At 73.7% G+C, this 20,774-nt stretch carries 17 protein-coding genes; 12 read left to right on the forward strand and 5 right to left on the reverse strand.

Annotated features, from left to right (window positions below; translation table 11 throughout):
* Positions 1-96: 96 nt before the first annotated feature.
* The 3 genes from L1785_RS14175 to L1785_RS14185 form a co-directional block, all read right to left on the reverse strand.
* On the reverse strand, positions 97-528 hold the full coding sequence (locus L1785_RS14175; protein WP_236089925.1) for a VOC family protein: 432 nt from the start codon (positions 526-528) through the stop codon (positions 97-99).
* Positions 529-683: 155 nt separating this feature from the next.
* A complete protein-coding gene (metX, locus tag L1785_RS14180) occupies positions 684-1,847 on the reverse strand; it encodes a homoserine O-acetyltransferase MetX (RefSeq protein WP_236089943.1) in 1,164 nt (387 codons plus the stop codon).
* Positions 1,848-1,912: 65 nt separating this feature from the next.
* Positions 1,913-3,250 (reverse strand): bifunctional o-acetylhomoserine/o-acetylserine sulfhydrylase, encoded by a 1,338-nt coding sequence (locus L1785_RS14185; protein WP_236089926.1) that lies wholly within the window; start codon positions 3,248-3,250, stop codon positions 1,913-1,915.
* Positions 3,251-3,630: 380 nt separating this feature from the next.
* Between L1785_RS14185 and L1785_RS14190 the strand changes: the two genes are divergently transcribed.
* Positions 3,631-5,010, forward strand: a complete 1,380-nt coding sequence (locus L1785_RS14190; protein ID WP_236089927.1) for a C40 family peptidase — start codon at positions 3,631-3,633, stop codon at positions 5,008-5,010.
* A 681-nt stretch (positions 5,011-5,691) separates the two neighbouring features.
* Positions 5,692-5,943 (forward strand): hypothetical protein, encoded by a 252-nt coding sequence (locus tag L1785_RS14195; RefSeq protein ID WP_236089928.1) that lies wholly within the window; start codon positions 5,692-5,694, stop codon positions 5,941-5,943.
* A gap of 603 nt (positions 5,944-6,546) precedes the next feature.
* Here the strand turns inward: L1785_RS14195 and L1785_RS14200 are convergent.
* Entirely contained in the window at positions 6,547-7,605 is a 1,059-nt protein-coding gene (locus L1785_RS14200) for a zinc-binding dehydrogenase (RefSeq protein WP_236089929.1), read from the reverse strand.
* 65 nt (positions 7,606-7,670) lie between these two features.
* Positions 7,671-8,171 (reverse strand): inorganic diphosphatase, encoded by a 501-nt coding sequence (locus tag L1785_RS14205; protein ID WP_236089930.1) that lies wholly within the window; start codon positions 8,169-8,171, stop codon positions 7,671-7,673.
* 203 nt (positions 8,172-8,374) lie between these two features.
* Between L1785_RS14205 and dacB the strand changes: the two genes are divergently transcribed.
* The 10 genes from dacB to L1785_RS14255 all read left to right on the forward strand — a co-directional run bounded on the left by dacB (position 8,375) and on the right by L1785_RS14255 (position 20,752).
* The gene (gene dacB, locus L1785_RS14210) at positions 8,375-9,793 is read left to right on the forward strand and encodes a D-alanyl-D-alanine carboxypeptidase/D-alanyl-D-alanine endopeptidase (protein WP_236089931.1); all 1,419 of its coding nucleotides are present in this window, start codon (positions 8,375-8,377) and stop codon (positions 9,791-9,793) included.
* Positions 9,794-9,902: 109 nt separating this feature from the next.
* Positions 9,903-11,060, forward strand: coding sequence for an Rv3626c family coenzyme F420 biosynthesis-associated protein (locus tag L1785_RS14215; RefSeq protein WP_236089932.1), 1,158 nt, complete (start codon positions 9,903-9,905; stop codon positions 11,058-11,060).
* 169 nt (positions 11,061-11,229) lie between these two features.
* Positions 11,230-12,381: a tRNA lysidine(34) synthetase TilS gene (gene tilS, locus L1785_RS14220; RefSeq protein WP_236089933.1), complete on the forward strand. Its 1,152-nt coding sequence runs from the start codon at positions 11,230-11,232 to the stop codon at positions 12,379-12,381.
* Between the two features lie 3 nt (positions 12,382-12,384).
* Positions 12,385-12,939 carry a hypoxanthine phosphoribosyltransferase gene (gene hpt / locus L1785_RS14225; protein WP_236089934.1) on the forward strand — a complete coding sequence of 185 codons (555 nt, stop codon included), beginning with the start codon at positions 12,385-12,387 and terminating at the stop codon, positions 12,937-12,939.
* 401 nt (positions 12,940-13,340) lie between these two features.
* Positions 13,341-15,416, forward strand: a complete 2,076-nt coding sequence (gene ftsH / locus L1785_RS14230) for an ATP-dependent zinc metalloprotease FtsH (RefSeq protein WP_236089935.1) — start codon at positions 13,341-13,343, stop codon at positions 15,414-15,416.
* Positions 15,413-16,039, forward strand: a complete 627-nt coding sequence (gene folE / locus L1785_RS14235) for a GTP cyclohydrolase I FolE (protein WP_236089936.1) — start codon at positions 15,413-15,415, stop codon at positions 16,037-16,039. Before ftsH ends, folE begins: the two co-directional genes overlap by 4 nt.
* A 183-nt stretch (positions 16,040-16,222) precedes the next feature.
* Positions 16,223-17,125, forward strand: a complete 903-nt coding sequence (folP, locus tag L1785_RS14240) for a dihydropteroate synthase (RefSeq protein WP_236089937.1) — start codon at positions 16,223-16,225, stop codon at positions 17,123-17,125.
* A complete protein-coding gene (folK, locus tag L1785_RS14245) occupies positions 17,122-19,641 on the forward strand; it encodes a 2-amino-4-hydroxy-6-hydroxymethyldihydropteridine diphosphokinase (RefSeq protein WP_236089938.1) in 2,520 nt (839 codons plus the stop codon). The genes folP and folK overlap by 4 nt, the downstream gene beginning before the upstream one ends.
* 1 nt (position 19,642) lies before the next feature.
* On the forward strand, positions 19,643-20,179 hold the full coding sequence (locus L1785_RS14250; protein ID WP_236089939.1) for a DUF3180 domain-containing protein: 537 nt from the start codon (positions 19,643-19,645) through the stop codon (positions 20,177-20,179).
* A gap of 90 nt (positions 20,180-20,269) precedes the next feature.
* Positions 20,270-20,752, forward strand: coding sequence for a PH domain-containing protein (locus tag L1785_RS14255; RefSeq protein WP_236089940.1), 483 nt, complete (start codon positions 20,270-20,272; stop codon positions 20,750-20,752).
* Positions 20,753-20,774 lie beyond the last annotated feature (22 nt).

A 20,774-nucleotide genomic window follows, 5' to 3' on the forward strand; every position in this document is an offset into this window, starting at 1 on the left:
CCCCCCCGGGGGGGGGGCCCCGGGGGGGGGGGGGGGGGGGGGGGCGGGGGGGGGGGGGGGGGCCCCCCCCGGCCCCCCCCCCCCGGCCGCGGTGCGCTACTGCTGCTGCGTGCCGATGTTGAACATCCAGGCGATGCCGAACTTGTCCGTGAGCTGGCCGTAGTAGTCGCCCCACGGCGCGAGGTCCAGCGGGACGCCGGGCTTGCCGCCCTCGGAGAGCTTGTCGAACGCGGACTGGATGTACTCGCGGTCCTCGGGCCCGCCCGAGAGCGAGACGGTGATGCCGCTGGTGGGGGCCACGTACTCCATGAACGACGGTGTGTCGGACGCCATGAGCGTGAGCCCCGCCGGCGTGTCGAGCTGGCCGTGCATCACGAGGTCCTTCTCGTTCTCGCCCACCTCCATGCCCTCCATGGGGATGTCGCCGAACGCGCTGACGTCCAGCGTGCCGCCGAGCACGGACTGGTAGAAGTCCAGGGCCTGCCGGGCCTCCGTCTTGAAGCTGAGGTACGGGTTGAGCTTTGCCACGCTGACCACTCCTCGGGCTCTGGCCGGTGAGCCCGGCCGGATGGGTGCGAGCGGCGTCCTCACCGCCCGCACCCCAGGCTAGGACGAGCCACTGACACCCGCCGGGCGAGGCGGCCACTGCGCCGGCGCCGCCCCCGCCGGGGCATCCGGGCGCCTCACTCCCCGGCCAGGAACTCCGCGACGATCGGCCCGATCTGGTCGAACTCCACGAGGAAGCCGTCGTGCCCGTGGTCGCTCGTCACGATCCGCAGCGGATCAGCACCGGGGATCCACGTCACGAGCCGGGCGGACTGCGAGGGCGGGAACAGCCGGTCGCTGTCCACCGCCACGACGAGGGAGCGCGCCGTGATCTGGGTCAGCGCGTTCTCCACGCCCCCGCGGTCGCGGCCGAGGTCGTGGGACAGCATCGACTCGGTGAGCACCACGTACGAGTTGGCGTCGAAGCGTCGCGCGAGCTTGTCGCCGTGGTGGTCGAGGTAGGACTGCACGGCGAACCGCCCGCCCGCGAACGGGTCCTCGCCGCCCTGCGGGAGGCGCCCGAACCGGTTGTCGAGCTCGAACGCCGACCGGTACGTGGTGTGCGCGATCTGCCGGGCCACGGACAGGCCGGCGTGCGGGCCCTCGCCGTCGGGCGCGGTGTAGTAGTCGCCGTCGCGGAACCGCGGATCCATGCGGATCGCCGCGAGCTGCGGGTGCGACCACGCGATCTGGTCGCCGCCCACCTGCGCCGTCGTGGCGATCGCCGCGATGTTGCGCACCTCGATGTCCGCCTCCGGCCCGAGCAGCGCCCACTCCAGCACGCGCAGCCCGCCCATCGACGCGCCGATGACGAGCTCCCACGACGTGATGCCGAGGGCGTGCGTCAGCGCCACCTCGACCGCGACCTGGTCGCGCGTCGTGACGAACGGGAACCGCCCGCCCCACGGCCGCCCGTCGGGGGCGGGCGACGACGGGCCGGTCGTCCCCTGGCACCCGCCGAGGACGTTCGGCACCACGACGAAGTACCTGTCGGTGTCGATCGGGCGCCCCGGCCCGACCATCTCTTCCCACCACCCGCCCGTCGCGTGACCCTCGCCGGCGGGACCGGTGACGTGCGAGTCGCCCGTCAAGGCGTGCAGCACCAGCACGGCGTTCGAGCCGTCGGGCGCGAGCTCGCCCCACGTCTCGTACGCGACGCGGACCGCGGGCAGGCGCTCGCCGGCCTCGAGGTCGAACGCCCCGAGGTCGGCGAACCGCCGGCGCCCGGCGGAGTCGCCCTCGCGCCACGCGCCCGACGCGGGCACGGGAGGCTTCTCCCGGGTCCGCGACGGCGCGAGCACGTCGTCCGACGGCGGCGCCGGCGTCGCGGCGGGCTCGTCCGCCGTCGTACAGTCCGCGGTGGTGGTCACTTGGACTCCTCACCCAGGAGGCTCTTCGCGGCGGTGAAGCCGAGCTCCAGGTCGGCCAGGATGTCGTCCACGTTCTCCAGGCCGACGGCGAGGCGCACGAGGCCGGGCGTGACTCCCGACAGCGCCTGCTCCTCGGCGGTGAGCTGGGAGTGCGTGGTGGACGCGGGGTGGATCACGAGGGACCGGACGTCGCCGATGTTCGCGACGTTCGAGTGGAGCTGCAGGGCCGAGACGAACGCCTGGCCGGCGTCTGCGCCGCCGTCGAGCTCGAAGGCCAGCACGGCGCCCGCGCCCTTCGGGGCGTACTTGCGGGCGTTCGCGTGCCACGGCGAGCTCGGCAGGCCGGCGTAGTGGACCCCGCGCACGTCGTCGCGCGCCTCCAGCCACTCCGCGACCTGCTGCGCGTTCGCGACGTGCCGTTCGACCCGGAGCGACAGCGTCTCGATGCCCTGGGCGAGGAGGAAGGCGTTGAAGGGGGAGATCGCAGCACCGAGGTCGCGCAGGAGCTGGACCCTGGCCTTGAGGATGAACGCGAGGTTCGCGCCGAGGGCCGAGCCGACCCCGAGGTCGCGGGCGAAGACGAGCCCCTGGTAGCTCGGGTCGGGCGTGTTGAAACCCGGGAAGCGCTCCGGGTCGGCGGCGAAGTCGAACGAGCCGCCGTCGACGATGACGCCGCCGATGGCGGTGCCGTGCCCGCCCAGGTACTTCGTCGCGGAGTGCAGCACGATGTCGGCGCCGTGCTCCAGCGGGCGGATGAGGTACGGCGTCGCGACCGTGTTGTCGACGACCAGCGGGACGCCGGCCTCGTGCGCCACCGCGGCGACGCCCTCGATGTCGAGCACGTCGGAGCGCGGGTTCGGGATGGTCTCGCCGAAGAACAGCTTGGTGTTCGGGCGGACCGCGGCGCGCCACGCGCCGAGGTCGTGCGGGTCGTTCACGAACGTGGTCTCGATCCCGAACTTCGGGAGCGTGTGGTGGAGCAGGTTGTACGTGCCGCCGTACAGGCTCGCGGACGCGACCACGTGGTCGCCCGCCTCGGCGATGTTGAGGATCGCCAGGGACTCCGCGGCCTGGCCGGACGCCACGAGGAGCGCGCCGACGCCGCCCTCGAGGCTCGCGACCCGGTTCTCCACGACCTCCTGGGTCGGGTTGCCGATGCGGGTGTAGATGGGCCCGAGGTCCTGCAGCGCGAAGCGTGCCGCGGCCACTCCGGCGTCGGGGAACACGAACGACGTGGTCTGGTAGATCGGCAGCGCCCGGGCGCCGGTCGCGGGGTCCGGCTCCTGGCCGGCGTGGATCTGGCGGGTCTCGAACGACCACTGGGGCTGAGTCATGGCTCTCCTGCTTCCTGGGCCTGCGGGCTTGCTGGTGGGCTGAACCGACCGCGACGTCCTCAGGGCCTGCTCATCAGGAGTGGTCCGCGGCGGATCCGGTTGCGCGCACGCGGTGGACGGCCGGTCGGCCGTGGGCAGGCGAACGTGCGCTGGCTTCAGCAACACATTCGACGAGTCATGGCAGTGACCGTAGACGGCCCTCGCCGTCGCCGAAAGGGGTGTCTTGCATCATGAGATTCAGAAATGAGACGGCGTGTCGCCTTGCGCCCGGATGCCATGTCCGACTCTTCCGGTCGCGCGATCGTCTCGTGCAAGTGAACCTGGGCTCGGAGGGCCTGTCGAGGACGAGTGTCCGGGCAGGCCGCTGACAGGGGGCAGACATGAGCTGGAAGAGGGCGCCGTGGCGCGCCGTCATGATCCTTGTGCTCGCCGTGGGCTTCTCGTTGCCGTGGGGCAACGTCACGCTGGCCGGCGCCCGCGCCGACAGCGTCACGGACGACGACGTGGCCGCCGCCCGGGCGGATGCCGCGGCAGGGGAGATGGACGTCGCCGAGGCCGATGCCGCACTCGACGACCTGCGCACGCGCCTCGCCGCCGCGCAGGTCCGCGTCCAGGTCGCCGCCGAGGACCACGCCCAGGCCGAGCAGGCGCTCGCCGACGCGACCGCCGCCACGGAGCGGGCCCGCGACGAGGCCGTCGAGGCCCGCGCCGGCGAGGTCGCGGCGCGCGCCTCCCTCGCCGAGGTGTACCGCACCTCCACCCGCGCGGGAGACACGAGCGGGTTGGCCGTGCTGCTGGGCGCCCACGACGTGAGCGACGTCGTGGGCCAGGACGCCGCCTCCCGCGCCGTGCAGCGCAGGCTCGGCACATCACTCGCCGCGTATCAGGACGCGCGCTCCGCGGCCGAGTCCGCCGACGCCCGCTGGTCCGCAGCCCGCGACGCCCAGCAGGAGGCCGCCGACGAGGCCGCGCGCACGTACGACGCCGCCCGGCTCGCCGCGGCCGCCCTCCAGGAGGAGACCACCGCCGCCGAGCAGCGCCGCGCCGAGCTCGTCGCCCGGCTCGCCGAGCTGCGGGCCACGAGCGTCGAGGTCGAGCGGCAGCGCGAGACCGACCGGGCCGCCGCGGAGCTGGCAGCGCAGGAGGCCGCGGCCCGCGAGGCGCTGGAGCGGCAGGCGGCGGCGGAGCCCACGACGAACAGTCCGACGCCGGGCGGCCCCGGCGCCGGCCCCGCACCGGGCGGGGGGAGCGACGGCCCGGGCGAGCCGACCGCTCCGGCCGAGCCGCCGGCGTCGGGCGGTGGGGCGAGCCCCGCCCCGACCCCCTCGCCGACGCCGACGCCGGCACCCAAGCCGCCGCCTCCGCCGAGCACGGGCGTGTCCGTGGGGAGCGTCGCCCAGGGCGAGGCGGCGGTCGCGTGGGCGCGCTCGAAGATCGGGCTGGACTACCAGCCCGGCGGCAACGGCCCCACGGCGTACGACTGCTCCGGACTGACCTCGGGCGCGTGGGCGAGCGCAGGCGTGAGCATCACGCGGACGTCGCGGTCGCAGTACCTGGCGGTCGGCAAGGTCGCCTACTCCGCGCTGCGCCCAGGGGACCTGATCTTCTACGCGACCGACACGGCCGACCCGTCGACGATCTTCCACGTCGCGATCTACGCGGGCGGCGGGCGCATGATCGAGGCCGTGTACCCGGGCACGCCTGTCCGGGAGACGGCGCTGCGGATGTCGAGCGCGATGGCGTTCGCGGGGCGGCCGTGATGCGGGCTGCCGCTTGCCCGTCACGCGAGAGGTAGTCGGTCGGTCCCGCGGGGAACCGGCCGCATGTCTGGCGTCGTCGGCGCGCGGTCCATGCTTGGCGCTCGTGGACAGCAGAGCGGGTGAACTTCGTTCCGCCCATGTACCCATTGAGGGAAAAAGTGGACACGGTGGTCGACGCCTGACGCACTTGAACGTCTGCAATCCTGGCAAGTCCTGTCCAGACTTCTACACGAATGGCAGGTGGTACGACACGACCACCCGATCCGCTTGGGACAAGCATGTCAAGAGGTATTCGTCTTACGGTCGTGGGACCGGAATCTTCTGGAGGTGATGACCTGCGGAATGTCGAATTCGCCCGGCACTCGGCAGACCTGATCGCTGCCGGCAAGAGCCTGGACGGGCACCTCGGCGTAGTGTCGATGAAGAAGGTCACATGGGAGCGACTGGACCTCACGGGCGCGACGTGGGCGCACCTGAGGCTGAATGACGTCGCGATCCGGGACTGCGTCTTCGACAGGGCAACGACGGAGGATGCCAGCTTCGGAGAGTGCACGATCGAGGATTGCTCGTTCCAGCGGACGACGTTGCGGAACGTGCGACTTTTCCGGCGCCCGGCTCGACTGGACGGAGTTCCACGGCTTGGACCTCGTGGGCTCGAGGTTGCCGACCGAGCCCGGGCACGTGTTCGCGATGCCCAAGGTGGCGGTCGCGCGGTGGGTTCTGGACCGGCTCGCTGTCGAGCACGCTCAGAACGCGCAGGTCGGGCTCAGAGTCATCATGGAGGCCTGGGTCCGCCAGGGTCCCGACACAGATCAGGCGATCGGGGCCGCGTACGGCTCAAATCTGGGTGACACCAGCGAGGAACGCGACACCGCTCAGATGATGATCGAGGAGGCCGCGGCGGCCATAGGCGGTCGCGAATGGCACACGTAGCTCGGGCGCGTCGCCTTCGTGCTCGAACCGGTAGGTCGGGCGAGTATCAGGGGTCGTCGATCGGGACGGGCGTCCAGCGGTGGGTGGTCCAGGCTTCCCGCACGGGGATGTGCGAGAGCTCAAGGGGGCAGAGCGGATCGACCTTGGGCCTCGACGGGCCCTTTGGTCCAGACGTCGGCGACGGGGGACCGGGCCTCGCAGATGATCGACCGGCACGGAGACGTGACCGCGTGTCAGGGCCATCGTCGTCGTTGGTGAAGTCGCTGCGATGATCCCTGGCCCCGTCGGGATCGCGGCCCTGGCTGTCTTGATGGTCACCTAGGCCGCCTCGGGCAACACCACCAAGGCTTTGGAGATGGGCGTCGGCATCGCCGCCGCAGCCCTCAGGACCGGCGGGTCTCGGCGCGGTCAAGGCCGTCAGGGTTGCCCGGGCCGCCGGGGCCGCAGCGAAGGTCGGCTGCGAGAACAGTTTCGTCCCGAGGGACGCTGGTGCGGACGGCCGACGGCGGCGTGGTGCCGATCGAAGAGCTCGACACCGGTGACTGGGTAGCAGCCTCCGATCCCGCCGGAAGAGTCGAGGCCACCGTCCCCAACCGCCCACCCTCACGGCCGCAGCAGCACCTTCGTCGCCCGCCGCTCGTCCATCGCGGCGTACGCCTCCGCCACCTCGGCCAGCGGCAGCGTGAGGTCAAACACCCGCCCGGGCTCGATCGCGCCCGACAGCACGTCGGCCAGCAGCTCCTCGATGTACGCCCGCGCAGGCGCCATCCCGCCGCCCACGTGCAGGTTCCGCCCGAAGATCTGCCGGATCGGCAGCTCGGCACCACCATTCGGGACCCCCACGAAGCCGACCGAGCCGCCGCCCCGCACCACGCCCAGCGCCTGCTCCATCGACACGTCCGTGCCCACGCACTCGAGCGCGCAGTCGGCGAGCCCGCCGAGCAGCTCGCGCACGGCGGCGACGCCGTCGGCTCCGCGCTCCGCGACGACGTCGGTCGCGCCGAGCTCCCGCGCTAGCGCAGCGCGGTCCTCGTGCCGGCTCATGATGACGATGCGGGACGCGCCCAGCCGCTTCGCGGCGATGACACCGCACAGCCCGACGGCGCCGTCGCCGACCACCACGACCGTGGTGTCGGGGCCGACGTTCGCCGAGACCGCGGCGTGGTGCCCGGTGGACATGACGTCGGAGAGCGTGAGCAGGCTCGGGACGAGGCCCTTCGCCTCGAGCTCGTCGAGGGGGACCGGCACCGGGACGAGGGTGGACTGTGCGAACGGGATGCGGACCCGCGCGCTCTGTGCGCCCAGGACGGGCAGGCCGTCCCGGTCCTGGCCGCCGTAGAACGTGACGCGGTCGCACGCGGACGGGTAGCCGGCCAGGCAGGCCTGGCACTCGCCGCACCCGAAGGAGAACGGCACGATGACGAAGTCGCCCACCTTGGCGCTCGTCACGTCCCCGCCGAGCTCCTCCACGACGCCGACGAGCTCGTGGCCGATGCCGTGGGGCGCCCGCGTGGGCGTCGTGCCCCGGTAGGGCCACAGGTCGGACCCGCAGACGCAGGCCGCGACCACGCGGATCACGGCGTCGTTCGGGGTGAGGACGGACGGTTCGGGCAGGTCCTGCGCGCGCACGTCGCGGGGGCCGTGGATCACGGTTCCGAGCATGCGCTCACGGTACCCGCCCGCCCGCTGCCCACAGCAAGGCCCGTCCGTCGTCGGGCAAAGAAGTGTCAGTGCTTGGCGTAGTAGCCCGAGTCGATCGCACGCTGGATGGAGCGCTCGATCTCGGCCTCGGCCTCGGTGCGGCCCACCCAGTGGGCGCCCTCGACGGACTTGCCGGGCTCGAGGTCCTTGTAGACCTCGAAGAAGTGCTGGATCTCCAGGCGGTGGAAGTCCGAGACATCGTCGATGTCCTGGCGCCAGGCCGCGCGCTGGTCGCCCGTCGGCACGCAGAGGACCTTGTCGTCACCGCCGGCCTCGTCGCGCATGCGGAACATGCCCAGGGCGCGGCAGCGGATGAGGCAGCCGGGGAACGTGGGCTCCTCCAGCAGCACCAGCGCGTCCAGCGGGTCGCCGTCCTCGCCGAGGGTGCCCTCGATGAAGCCGTAGTCGTCCGGGTAGCGGGTCGAGGTGAAGAGCATGCGGTCGAGGCGGATTCGACCGGTCTCGTGGTCCACCTCGTACTTGTTCCGCTGACCCTTCGGGATCTCGATCGTGACGTCGAACTCCACTGACTTCCTCCAAGTCTGGCTGCGTTGCGCGGAGCCCAGTCTGCCATGGCACCTGTGCCTCACCCGGCCTCGTGGTGTCCTGTGAGGGTGCGCGTTTAGGTGATAATTCGCACTGTGCACGGTCCGCCGGTCGGCGGGCCGCCAACACGGGTCGGGACCAGCTTGGTAGATGCGGTCGTCCGGCGACGAGCGAGAGGAAGCGCATGGTCTGGGGGTTGCGCTCGGGCGCAACGGTCGTCGCGGTCGTCGCGCTGATCGGCGGGTACCTCGCCGCGGACGCGTACGACGCCGTGCCCGGCATGCTCACGACAGCCGAGCCGTGGCCCGCGCCGGCCCCGTTCCCGGACGCCCCGGGCGCGGTCGACGGCCCGGACGTCGCGCCGCTGCTCGCGGGTCTCTCGCCCGAGGCGCCTGTGCCGTCGGAGGCCGAGATCGCGTCTCTCGTGGCCCAGGTCGCGGCGGACCCCCGGCTGGGCTCGCGCGTCGGCGTGGTCGTCGCGGACGCGCTCACCGGCGAGACGCTCGGCGAGACGGGCCAGGACCAGTTCATGGTGCCCGCGTCGACTCAGAAGGTCCTCACGGCCGTCGCGGCGCTCTCCTCCCCGATCGCGGACCGGACCCTGCCGACACGAGTCGTGTTCGACGGCGACACGCTCTACCTCGTCGGCGGCGGCGACATGATGCTCGCGTCCGGCGCGGGGAACCCGTCGGCGATCAACGGCCGCGCGGGGCTCGCGGACCTGGCCGACCAGGTGGCGGGGACGCTGAACCTGACCGGCCAGACGACGGTGCGCCTCGCGCTCGACGAGACGCTGTTCACGGGCGCGGTCTACGCGCCGTCCATCGACCCGGCGAACATCGCCGCCGGCTACATCGCGCCGGTGGCCGCCCTGGGCGTCAACGTCGGCCTCCTGCAGGCCGACTACAGCGACGACGGTCAGCGTGCCAGCGACCCCGGGATGGCCGCCGCGCAGGCGTTCGTCGAGCGGCTCGCCGAACGCGGCGTGACGGTCGAGGGCAACGTCGTCAAGACGAAGGCGCCCTCGACCGGGGCCCAGGAGCTCGGCATGGTCGAGTCGGCGCCGGTGCCGGAGGTGGTCGAGTTCTTCCTGCACAACTCGGACAACACGATCACCGAGGTCGTCGGCCGGCTCGTGGCGCTGGAGGCCGGCCTGCCCGGCACCGGCGACGGCGCCACCCAGGCCGTCGTCGCGGCCGTGGCACGGCTCGGCATCGACCTGACGGGGGCCGCGCTCGCCGACTGCTCCGGGCTCGGCGCGGGCTCACGCCTGACCGCGGCGCAGCTCGCGAGCATCCTCGACCTGCTCGTCGACCCGGCGTTCCCGGCGCTGCGCAGCGTCGCGGTGGGCATGCCCGTGGCCGGCCTCAACGGGACGCTCGCGAACCGGTTCACGGGTGACAACGCCGGGCGCGGCGTCGTCCGGGCGAAGACCGGGAGCCTGCCCAACGTGACCTCCCTCGCGGGCACGGTGATGACGGGCGACGACCGGCAGCTGGTCTTCGTCGTGATGGCGGACCAGTACACGGCCAACCCCCTCGACGCGCGCGCCGCGGTCGACCAGTTCGTCGGCAGGCTCGCCGCGCTGTCCACCGCCGCCTGACGCCCGGAGCATGCCGGGGTAGTCGCTCCGTCCCCATCTGCGCGACGCTCACGCGTTGTCGCCAGGGACGGAGCGACTACCTCGGCGATTCCTTCGTTACGGTGGAGTGGTGACGCAACCTTCCGCCGGGGCCGGCGTGGTCGACTGGCCCGCCGCCGCCCAGATCGCAGCGCGCCTCTCGCCGCCCGGGCCCCAGGCGCCCCGGGCCGAGCTCGACGCGCTCGTCGCAGGCCTGCGCTCGGCGGCGGGCACCGCCGTCGGGCACGTCCTCGACGTCACGCGGATGCTCCCGGCCTCCAGCGCGACGCCGCTGCCCGACGTCGGACGGGTCGCCCCGGACGGGTCCCTCACCACCGCGCTGGGCCGCGTCGTCGTGGTGGACCGTGCCTCCTGGGCCCGGGCGAACACCCAGGTCATGGCCGCGATGACCGAGGGCCTCGGGGACGCCGTCCTCGCGGCGGCCGGCCCTGTGGGCCCCGCCGCCCAGCTCGCGGGTGCCGCCGAGGTGGGGGCGGTGCTCGCGCTCCTCAGCGGTCGGGTGCTCGGGCAGTTCGACCCGTACAGCGCCGTGCCCGGCGGTCTCGCCGGCGGTGCAGGTTCGGGCGCGGGGCGGCTCCTGCTGGTCGCGCCGAACGTTCTCCAGGCCGAGCGGGCGCTCGGTGTCCCACCCGGGGACTTCCGCCTCTGGATCTGCCTGCACGAGCAGACGCACGCGCTCCAGTTCGCCGCGGCGCCGTGGCTGGCCGAGCACCTCGCGGGCAGGACGCGCGCGCTGGCCGCGGGCCTGACCGAGACGTCGGCCGAGCTGGCCCGGGCCCGCCTGGACCGCAAGTTCGCCATGATCGGCCGGGCCGTGCTGAACGCGCTGCGCGGCGAGGGCGGCACGTTCGTGGAGGGTCTCCTGACGCCCGCGCAGAAGGACGGGCTGGCGGAGATCTCCGCCGTCATGGCTCTGCTGGAGGGCCACGCCGACGTGATGATGGACGCGGTGGGGCCCCGGGTCGTCCCGTCCGTGCGTCGGATCCGGGCGCGCTTCGAGCGTCGCCGCGAGGGCGAGGGGCGGCCCGGGTTCGACGTGGTGCTGCGCAAGCTCCTCGGCATGGAGGCGAAGCTCGCGCAGTACCGCGACGGCGCGGCCTTCGTGCGGGCGGTGGAGCGCACGGTCGGGCGCGACGGGCTCAACGCCGTGTGGGCGTCGCCGGCGAACCTGCCGTCCGCCCGCGAGATCGCGGACGCCCGCGCCTGGGTGCGCCGGGTCCACGGCTGAGCCGGAGATGCAGCGCAGGGTGGGTCCGCAGCGGAGCAAGGAGCCCGCCCGGAGCGGAATCGCAGGCTCAGCCGTCATGGACACCGCCTGACACGTCATCGACACCGCCTGACACGTCATGGACACCGCCTGACACGTCATCGACACCGCCTGACACGGAGGACAGCGCATGGGCCGGGTCGACCCCGCCGTCGCCGCGGCGCGCAGTGCCGCGCGGGCCGCCCTGGCCGGCCTGCCCGAGGGTGCGCTGGTGCTCGTGGCCTGCTCCGGCGGGGCCGACAGCCTGGCCCTCGCGGCGACGCTCGCGGTGGAGGCGGGCCGGGTCGGGAAGTCGGTCCGGTCGCCTGGGTACGCGGTCCGGGCGGGCGCCGTCGTGGTGGACCACGGCCTCCAGCCGGGTTCCGAGCGGGTGGCGGCGCGCGCCGCCGACCAGTGCCGGGAGCTCGGCCTGGACCCGGTGGAGGTCCGCCGGGTGCACCCGGCCGGGCGGCCGGCGTCGGGCAGCGACGGGCCGGAGGGCGAGGCGCGCCGGGCGCGCTACGCCGCCCTGGAGGAGGTGGCCGTGGCGACCGGCGCGACGCTCGTCCTGCTGGGCCACACCCTCGACGACCAGGCAGAACAGGTGCTGCTGGGCCTGGCCCGCGGATCGGGGGCGCGGTCGCTGGCGGGCATGCCCCGCGAGCGGGGCGTCTTCCGGCGGCCGTTCCTCGGCCTGCGCCGCACGCAGACCGAGGCGGTCTGCGCCGCGCTCGGCCTGGACTGGTGGACCGACCCGACGAACCTGCTGCCCGACGACGTCCCGCTCGCCCCGGGCGCGCCCGTCGTCCCGGCCGCCTCCGCCGCCCTGGCCGGGATCCCGCTCCGCACGCGGGTGCGCCGACTGGCGCTGCCCGTCCTGGAGGAGGTCCTGGGCCCGGGCGTCGCGGAGGCGCTGGCCCGCACCGCGGACGGCCTGAGCGCCGACGCCGACGCCCTGGACGCGCTGGCGCACGACCTGATGCAGCGGGCTCGCGTCCCGGCGGGGGAGGACGCCGCGGGCGCGCAGGCTCTCGACGTCGCGACCCTCGCCGACGCCCCCGCCGCGCTGCGTCGCCGGGCGCTCCGGCTCGCAGCCGCGGAGGCGGGCGTGACGACGTCGAGCCGGCACGTGGACGCCCTGGACGCGCTGGTCGTCTCGTGGCGTGGACAGGGCCCCGCCCACCTGCCGGGCGACGCACGAGCGTGGCGGGCGTATGGCAGGCTCTTACTGCGCCCAGCCCCGCCACCCGGCACCACCGGGTCAGTCGGGGAGCCCGGGCACCAAGGCACAACACAGGAGTGACCCGTGGACCAGTCCGACGTCGGTAACGACCTCGCGAACATCCTGCTCACGGAGGAGCAGCTGCAGAAGAGGCTCTCCGAGATGGCCGGCCAGATCGACGCCGACTACGAGGGCAAGGACCTGCTCCTCGTCGGGGTGCTGAAGGGCGCCATCATGGTCATGGCCGACCTCGCCCGGCACCTGCACTCGCAGGTGCAGATGGACTGGATGGCGGTGTCGTCGTACGGCAGCGGCACGAAGTCGTCCGGCGTCGTGCGCATCCTCAAGGACCTCGACACGGATCTCACGGGCCGCAACGTGCTGATCGTGGAGGACATCATCGACTCGGGCCTCACGCTGTCGTGGCTCGCGCAGAACCTGCGCTCGCGGGGCCCGGAGTCGGTGGAGATCGCGGCGATGCTCCGCAAGCCGGAGGCGGCGAAGGTGGATGTGGAGGTGAAGTACGTCGGCTACGACATCCCGAACGAGTTCGTCGTGGGCTACGGCCTCGACTACGCGGAGAAGTACCGCAACCTGCCGTTCGTGGGGACCCTGGCGCCCCACGTGTACGGCGGCTGACCTGACGAGCGCCTCCCGCGAGGGTCCAGGCGATCCTGGGCCGCGGCAGAGCATCTCGACGAGCGCCTCCCGCGAGGGTCCAGGCGATCCTGGGCCGCGGCAGAGCATCTCGACGAGCGCCTCCCGCGAGGGTCCAGGCGATCCTGGGCCGGCGGAAGCCGAGAGGCCGCCGCTGCCCGACGCCGGCGGGCCGCCCCGGGCACGTCCGTCGCCCGGGTCGGGACGCACATCACACCGGCGGCCCGGCACGAACGGCAGCTGTCGCGCGTTGGGTGGTGTGTCCGATGCGCCGGCGCTACGCGCTGAGCGCAACGATGGGCCTGTATCCAGGCTCACCGTGTAGTTTCGTCGCAAAGACGTTGCGCGAGCGGGAGGGATGCGGGGCGCAGTCCCCGTCGCCGATGAACATCAAGAAGCTTCTGAGCGGGCCGCTGATCTGGGTCGTGGCCGCGCTGCTCCTCATCCTCCTGGCCTTCAGCACCCTGCAGGGGCCCCGTGTGTCGCGGATCGACACGTCCGAGGGCCTTGCCCTGCTCACGGGAGACACCGTCAGCAGTGCCCTGGTCGTCGACGGCGACCAGCGGGTGCGCCTCGAGCTGTCGGAGGACTACGTCACGACCGAGGGCGAGGGCGAGGGCGACGCCGCCGAAGAGGTGAACCACGGCAAGACCGTGGAGTTCTTCTACGTGGCGCCCCAGGGCGTGCAGATCGTCGAGGCGGTCGCCGACGCCGACCTGCCCGACGGGTTCAACTCCGAGGTGCCGCAGCCCAGCTTCTGGGCATCGATGCTGCAGATCCTCTTCCCGTTCCTGATCATCGGCGTGATCTTCTGGTTCCTGTTCTCCCGGGTCCAGGGCGGCGGGTCGCGCGTCATGGGCTTCGGCAAGTCGCGCGCCAAGCTGATCTCCAAGGACATGCCGCAGGTCACGTTCTCGGACGTCGCGGGCGTGGACGAGGCGGTCGAGGAGCTCCAGGAGATCAAGGAGTTCCTGCAGGAGCCGGCCAAGTTCCAGGCGGTCGGTGCGCGGATCCCGAAGGGCGTGCTGCTGTACGGCCCGCCCGGCACCGGCAAGACGCTCATCGCGCGCGCCGTCGCGGGCGAGGCGGGCGTGCCGTTCTACTCGATCTCGGGCTCGGACTTCGTCGAGATGTTCGTCGGCGTGGGCGCGAGCCGCGTGCGCGACCTGTTCGAGCAGGCGAAGCAGAACTCGCCGGCGATCATCTTCGTGGACGAGATCGACGCCGTCGGCCGCCACCGCGGCGCCGGCATGGGCGGCGGTCACGACGAGCGTGAGCAGACGCTGAACCAGCTTCTCGTGGAGATGGACGGCTTCGACGTCAAGACGAACGTCATCCTCATCGCCGCGACGAACCGGCCGGACATCCTGGACCCCGCGCTGCTGCGCCCGGGCCGCTTCGACCGGCAGGTCGCCGTCGAGGCGCCGGACCTCAAGGGCCGCGAGGCGATCCTCAAGGTGCACTCGCAGGGCAAGCCGATGGTCCCGGTCGTGGATCTCGCGGGCGTCGCCCGGCGCACGCCGGGGTTCACCGGCGCGGACCTGGCGAACGTGCTCAACGAGGCAGCGCTCCTCACCGCACGCAGCGGGGCCCAGCTCATCGACGACCGCGCGCTGGACGAGGCCATCGACCGCGTGGTCGCGGGCCCGCAGAAGCGCACGCGCGTGATGAACACCAAGGAGCAGAAGATCACGGCGTACCACGAGGGCGGGCACGCCCTGGTCGCCGCGGCGATGCGCTACACCGACCCGGTGACCAAGGTGACGATCCTGCCGCGCGGTCGCGCGCTGGGATACACGATGGTCATGCCGCTCGAGGACAAGTACTCGACGACGCGCAACGAGCTGCTCGACCAGCTCGCCTACGCGATGGGCGGCCGCGTGGCCGAGGAGATCGTGTTCCACGACCCCACCACGGGCGCGAGCAACGACATCGAGAAGGCGACGGCGATCGCCCGCAAGATGGTCACCGAGTACGGCATGAGCGAGCGGGTGGGCGCGATCAAGCTGGGCACCGGCAGCGGCGAGCCGTTCCTGGGCCGCGACATCGGTCACCAGCGCGACTACTCCGAGTCGGTCGCGGGCACCGTGGACCACGAGGTCCGCAAGCTCATCGAGGCCGCGCACGACGAGGCGTGGCTGGTGCTGACCGAGTACCGCGACGTCCTGGACGAGCTGGTGCTGCGCCTTCTCGAGAAGGAGACGCTGGGCACGGCCGAGCTGGCGGAGGTGTTCGCGTCCGTCGTGAAGCGATCTGCCCGTGACGTCTGGCTGTCGAGCGACGAGCGCACCGTCCACACCCGCGGCCCGGTCATGACGCCGGCCGAGAAGGCGGCGATGAACGGGCACAAGGAAGTCGTGCCGCAGGACGAGGCGGTCGTCGACGCCGGCTACCCGGCCGGTCCGGACGCGACGCCGGGCGGGGTCGAGGGCGGCCCGGACGGGGCGGTCTCGGAATGACGCCGCAGGGGCAGTTCGCCCCGGTGTCCGCGCCCGCACGCCGGGCCGCGGACATCCCGCCGTACGACCTCGCGCGCGCGGAGGCGGCGGTTCGTGAGCTCCTCCTCGCCGTGGGCGAGGACCCGGACCGCGAGGGCCTGAGGGAAACCCCGGCGCGCGTGGCACGCGCGTACGAGGAGATCTTCGCCGGCCTGCGCCAGGAGCCGGAGGACGTGCTGACCACCACCTTCGACCTCGGCCACGAGGAGATGGTGCTGGTCAAGGACATCGAGGTCTACTCGACGTGCGAGCACCACCTCGTGCCGTTCCACGGCATCGCCCACGTGGGCTACATCCCGAGCGCCGACGGGCGCATCACCGGCCTGTCGAAGCTGGCGCGCCTGGTCGAGGTGTACGCCCGCAGGCCGCAGGTCCAGGAGCGCATGACGTCGCAGATCGCGGACGCGCTCGTGCGCATCCTCGAGCCGCGCGGCGTGCTCGTGGTCGTGGAGTGCGAGCACCTGTGCATGTCCATGCGCGGGGTCCGCAAGCCCGGGTCCCGCACCGTCACGTCCGCCGTGCGCGGCGTGATGCGCGACGTCGCGACCCGTGCCGAGGCGATGAGCCTCATCATCGGGAAGTGATCCTTGGTCATGCGGCGGGTCTCGCAGGCGTGGTCGGGTGAGCCTGTCGGCTCACCTCGTCGCGCTGCGGCGGGGCCGTCGGTCTCGCAGGCGTGGTCGGGTTCGGAGGCTTCGTCGCCTCCTGGCCGCGATGCGGCCATAGCGGGCCTCCCGGAGCTGTCGGGGGTCGGTCGCACGCTCGTGATGGGCGTCGTCAACGTGACCCCGGACTCGTTCTCCGACGGCGGAGAGTGGTTCGAGCCGGCCGCCGCCGTCGCGCACGGCCTCGAGCTCCTGGGCGAGGGCGCGGACATCCTCGACGTGGGCGGCGAGTCGACCCGCCCGGGGGCCGTGCGCGTGCCCGTCGAGCAGGAGCTGGCGCGGGTGCTGCCCGTGATCCGCCGGCTCGCGGAGCACGGCGCCGTCGTGAGCGTCGACACGACCCGCGCGGTCGTGGCCGAGCGTGCCGTGGAGGCCGGCGCCCGGGTCGTCAACGACGTCTCGGGCGGCCTGGCGGACCCGGACATGGGCCGCGTCGTCGCGGCGACCGGCGCGGCGTACGTCGCGATGCACTGGCGCGGCCACGCGGACGTCATGGACGCGCTCGAGGTGTACGACGACGTCGTGGCCGAGGTGCGCGCCGAGCTCGCCGAGCGCCTGGACGCCCTGCGAGCGGCCGGCGTCCGCGACGAGCAGGTGATCCTCGACCCCGGCCTCGGGTTCGCGAAGGCCGGCGTGCTCAACTGGCCGCTGCTCGCGCACCTGGACGCGTTGCACTCCCTCGGCCGGCCCGTGCTCGTCGGGGCCTCGCGCAAGCGCTTCCTCGGCCATCTCCTGGCCGACTCGTCGGGAGACCCGGCGCCGCCGCGTGCGCGCGACGACGCGACCGCAGCGGTCTCCGCGCTGGCCGCGGCGGCCGGTGCGTGGTGCGTGCGCGTGCACACGGTGCGGGCGAGCGCGGACGCCGTCCGCGTCGCCGCGGCCTGGGCCGACGCCGCCGGTCCGGCTGTGGGCAATGCCACACAGAACGCCGGTCGTGCTGGGGGGCTTGCGTCGACCTGGCAGGATTCGAGGGCAAGCAACGACGACGGGGGGAGACCACGGTGACCACTGCTTACGGATCCGGTGTCCCGGCACCGGACGGGCTGCCGCTCGACCAGATCCGCATCAGCGGCGTGACCGCACGGGGATACCACGGCGTGCTCTCGACAGAGCGGGCCACGGGCCAGGACTTCAGCGCCGACGTGGTGCTGCACGTGGACACGCGTGCCGCCGCGGAGGGCGACCGCCTGGCTGACACCGTCAGCTATGCCGAGGTCGCGCAGGACGTGTACGACGTGCTCGCCGGGGAGCCGGCCGACCTGGTCGAGACGGTGGCCGAGCGCATCGCGGCCGTGGTGCTCGCGCGCCCGCAGGTGATCACGGTGGACGTGAGCGTGCACAAGCCGCACGCGCCGATCCCGGTCCCCTTCGCCGACGTCGAGGTGGCGATCCGGCGCGACCGGGTCCGCACGCCCAGCGTCGCCGCGCCGGCGGCCCCCGCGGCGGAGGCTGCGGCGCAGCCCGGCGCGTTCGCGGCGGAGGAGCCCGAGCCGCAGCAGCCCGCTCCGCACGAGCCGTACGCCGAGCAGTCCGCCGCGCAGCAGTTCGCGGAGCAGGGCTTCGGCGAGCGCGCGGACCCGGCGTACCCCGAGCAGCAGTATGCCGAGCGCGCACCCGCCGGGCAGTACGGCGGGGAGAAGTACGGCGAGGAGCAGTTCGCGGCGGAGCAGTACGCCGCGGCCGCGGCGGTTCCGCCGGCGTTCGCCCCGACGGTGCCGGTGTTCGAGCCCGCCACCCCGGAACCCGCCTACGAGACGCCGTCGTTCGACCCTCCGTCGTACGAGTCCCCCTCGTACGATGCGCCCGCGGCGTTCGAGCCGGCGCCGGCGTTCGAGACCACACGTCCGGTCTTCGAGCCCGCGCCTGCGGCGTTCGAGGCGGCGCCCGCCACATTCGAGCCCGCCGCAGCCTTCGAGGCTCCGCAGGTGTCCGAGAGCACGGCTCCGTGGGCGCCGGAGCCCGTCGCCCCGGCCGAGCCCGCGTGGTTCGAGCAGGCGCAGCAGGAGCCCGTCCAGCACGAGCCGGCGCGCCAGGTGCCGCAGCAGCAGGTGCCCGAGCCGCAGCAGCCGTCCTGGGACGACACGCCCGCGCCGTCCTGGAACGAGGCCCCCACACAGGGGGCGGGTGCTCCCGAGAGTGCGGCCGGCGTCGGGCACGAGGCACCGCACGGCGAGCGGTCGCACGACCGCATGGACGAGGTTCCCGCAGGCTGGGTGGACGTGGTCCTGGCGCTCGGCGCCAACCTGGGCGACCCGCAGGCGACGCTGCGCTCGGCCGTGACGTCGCTCGACCGGGTGTCGGGGCTGCAGATCACGGACGTGTCGCCGCTCGCACGCACGGCCGCCGTCGGCGGACCGGACCAGCCCGACTACCTCAACGCGGTGCTGCTGGCGCGCACGACCCTCTCGGCACGTGACCTCCTCCACGCGGTACAGGGCATCGAGGGCGCGCACGGCCGCGTCCGCGACGAGCGGTGGGGCCCGCGCACTCTCGACATCGACATCATCGTGTACGGCACGCTGACCGCCGTCGCCGACGACCTGGAGCTGCCGCACCCCCGCGCCCACGAGCGCGCGTTCGTGCTGGAGCCCTGGTCGCAGGTGGCTCCTGACGCGGTCCTGCCCGGCCTGGGCGGCGGCCCCGTCGCGGCCCTCGCGGCGACCGCGCCCGACCGCGCCGGCATCCGGTGGCTCGCCCTCGACTGGCTCTCGGACGCGGACCAGACGCAGGGCGGCGCGACCGACGTCGGCCGCGCGCCGTCCATGGCCGAGGCACCTCGACCCCCGTCACAGCCCCACGCGGTGGCCATGCCGCCGTCGGTCGCGCCGGCCGCCGGTCAGCCGGCGCCCGTCGAGGGCGCCCTCCCGCAGGCGTTCGGCGGCGGACCGGTCCCGCCGGCCGTCCCGGGCTCCGTGCCCGTGAGCCCGCAGGTGCTGCAGGCCGACCCGCACCCGCAGGCGATGGGGAGTGGCTCCCTCGGGCACCCGCAGCTCCACACCAGCGGCCCGGCCGTGCCCGCGCCCCAGGAGGCCTTCCTCATGGCGCCACCGGCGCCGACGGTCGCTCCGGCGCCGCCGGCTCCCCCGGTGCCGCTGGCGGTCCGCGAGACCGCCCGCCAGGAGACGACGCACGAGCCGCTCGTGCCCCCCAGCGCCCCGGTGAGCGCGCCGTCCTTCGCCCCGGTGGGCGACGGGCGGCAGGCTCCGCCGGCGATGCCTGTCGGGAACGTGCATGCGGGCGGCGACGAGCCGGCTCGCCCGGTGTTCGCGCCGATCGGCCAGGCGCCGGTGGTCCCGTCCGTGGCGATCCCGCTGCCGGGCGGCCCGATGCCCGGCGCGTCCATGTCCGGCGGCCCGGTGCCCGGCGGTTCCATGACCGGTGCGCCGGCCGCGGGAGGCCTCGTGACCGGGGTCCCGGGCGGCCCGCACGCCGCCCAGGCGGCTCAGGAGTCCTCGGACCTGGTCGACTCGGTGCCGAGCTGGGCCCCGGTGCGCGACGACGGCCGGGGGCGCGACACCTGACATGCGCCGTACTTCCGTCCGGACGCTTCTGCTCGCCCTTGTCGCGGTCGCCGCGGCGGGCTGGCTCCTCCTGCGCGGCCTCGAGGCGCGCGGGGTCTACCTGCCGGCGGTGCCCTGGGTGGTCGACGCCGCGATCCTCGTTCTCGCCGGGATCGTCTTCCGGCTCGGCTGGGCCGTGCGCGCCTACCAGAAGGGCTCCCGGCCGTCGCTCGACGGGCTCCGTGCGGCACGGACGCTCGTGCTCGCCAAGGCCGCGTCGCTGGCGGGCGCGCTGCTCGGCGGCTGGTACGTCGCCCAGATGCTCGTCGTGCTGCCCGACCTCGCGATCGAGCCGCGTCGCGCCCACGCCGTCGCTGCGGGCGTCGCGGCCCTGTGCTCGCTGGTGCTCACGGTGATCGGTCTGGTCGTCGAGAAGTTCTGCGAGCTGCCGCCGCCCGGCGACGACTCGACGGGTGGCGGCCGGGGCGTCGTGCGGCCCCGGGCCGCCGAGGCCGACGAGGGGCGCACCGGCGAGGACGGCTCGCCCGCCCCCGCCTGAGGCCGTTCCGGCGCCGGTGTGGGGTGTGCGACACCGGTCCGGAGCGACGCACCAGGGTCCGTTCCGCCGCGCGGATGGGACAATGGCGGCATGACCAGCCCGTTCGACCCGCCGGCAGTGACCTGGAGCCGCGTGTCTCCCCGGCTCGTGACCGCGCGGCTGGTTCCAGCCGCCATCACCCTCGGGATCCCGGTCCTGGTGGGCGTCGCCCTGGCCTTCGCCGCGTCGCCGTGGTTCTGGATCCTGGCGGGCATCCCGGCGGCGATCTTCGCCCTGGTGGCCTTCGTGGTGCCGCGCCAGGTCCGCGCGATCGGCTACGCGGAGCGCGACGACGACCTCCTGATCCGCAAGGGCCTCATGTTCCGGTCCTTGACGGTCGTGCCGTACGGCCGCATGCAGTACGTGGACGTGGAGGCAGGTCCGCTGGACCGCAAGCTCGGCCTGGCGAAGGTCCAGCTCCACACGGCATCGGTCGGCACCGACGCGCAGATCCCGGGCCTGCCCCCGGACGAGGCGGCGCGCCTGCGTGACCGGCTCGCGTCGCGCGGCGAGGCCAGGCTGGCGGGGCTGTGAGCGCGGAGCCCGAGGTCAGGGC

Source organism: Antribacter soli (assembly GCF_021568775.1).
GTDB lineage: Bacteria > Actinomycetota > Actinomycetes > Actinomycetales > Cellulomonadaceae > Antribacter > Antribacter soli.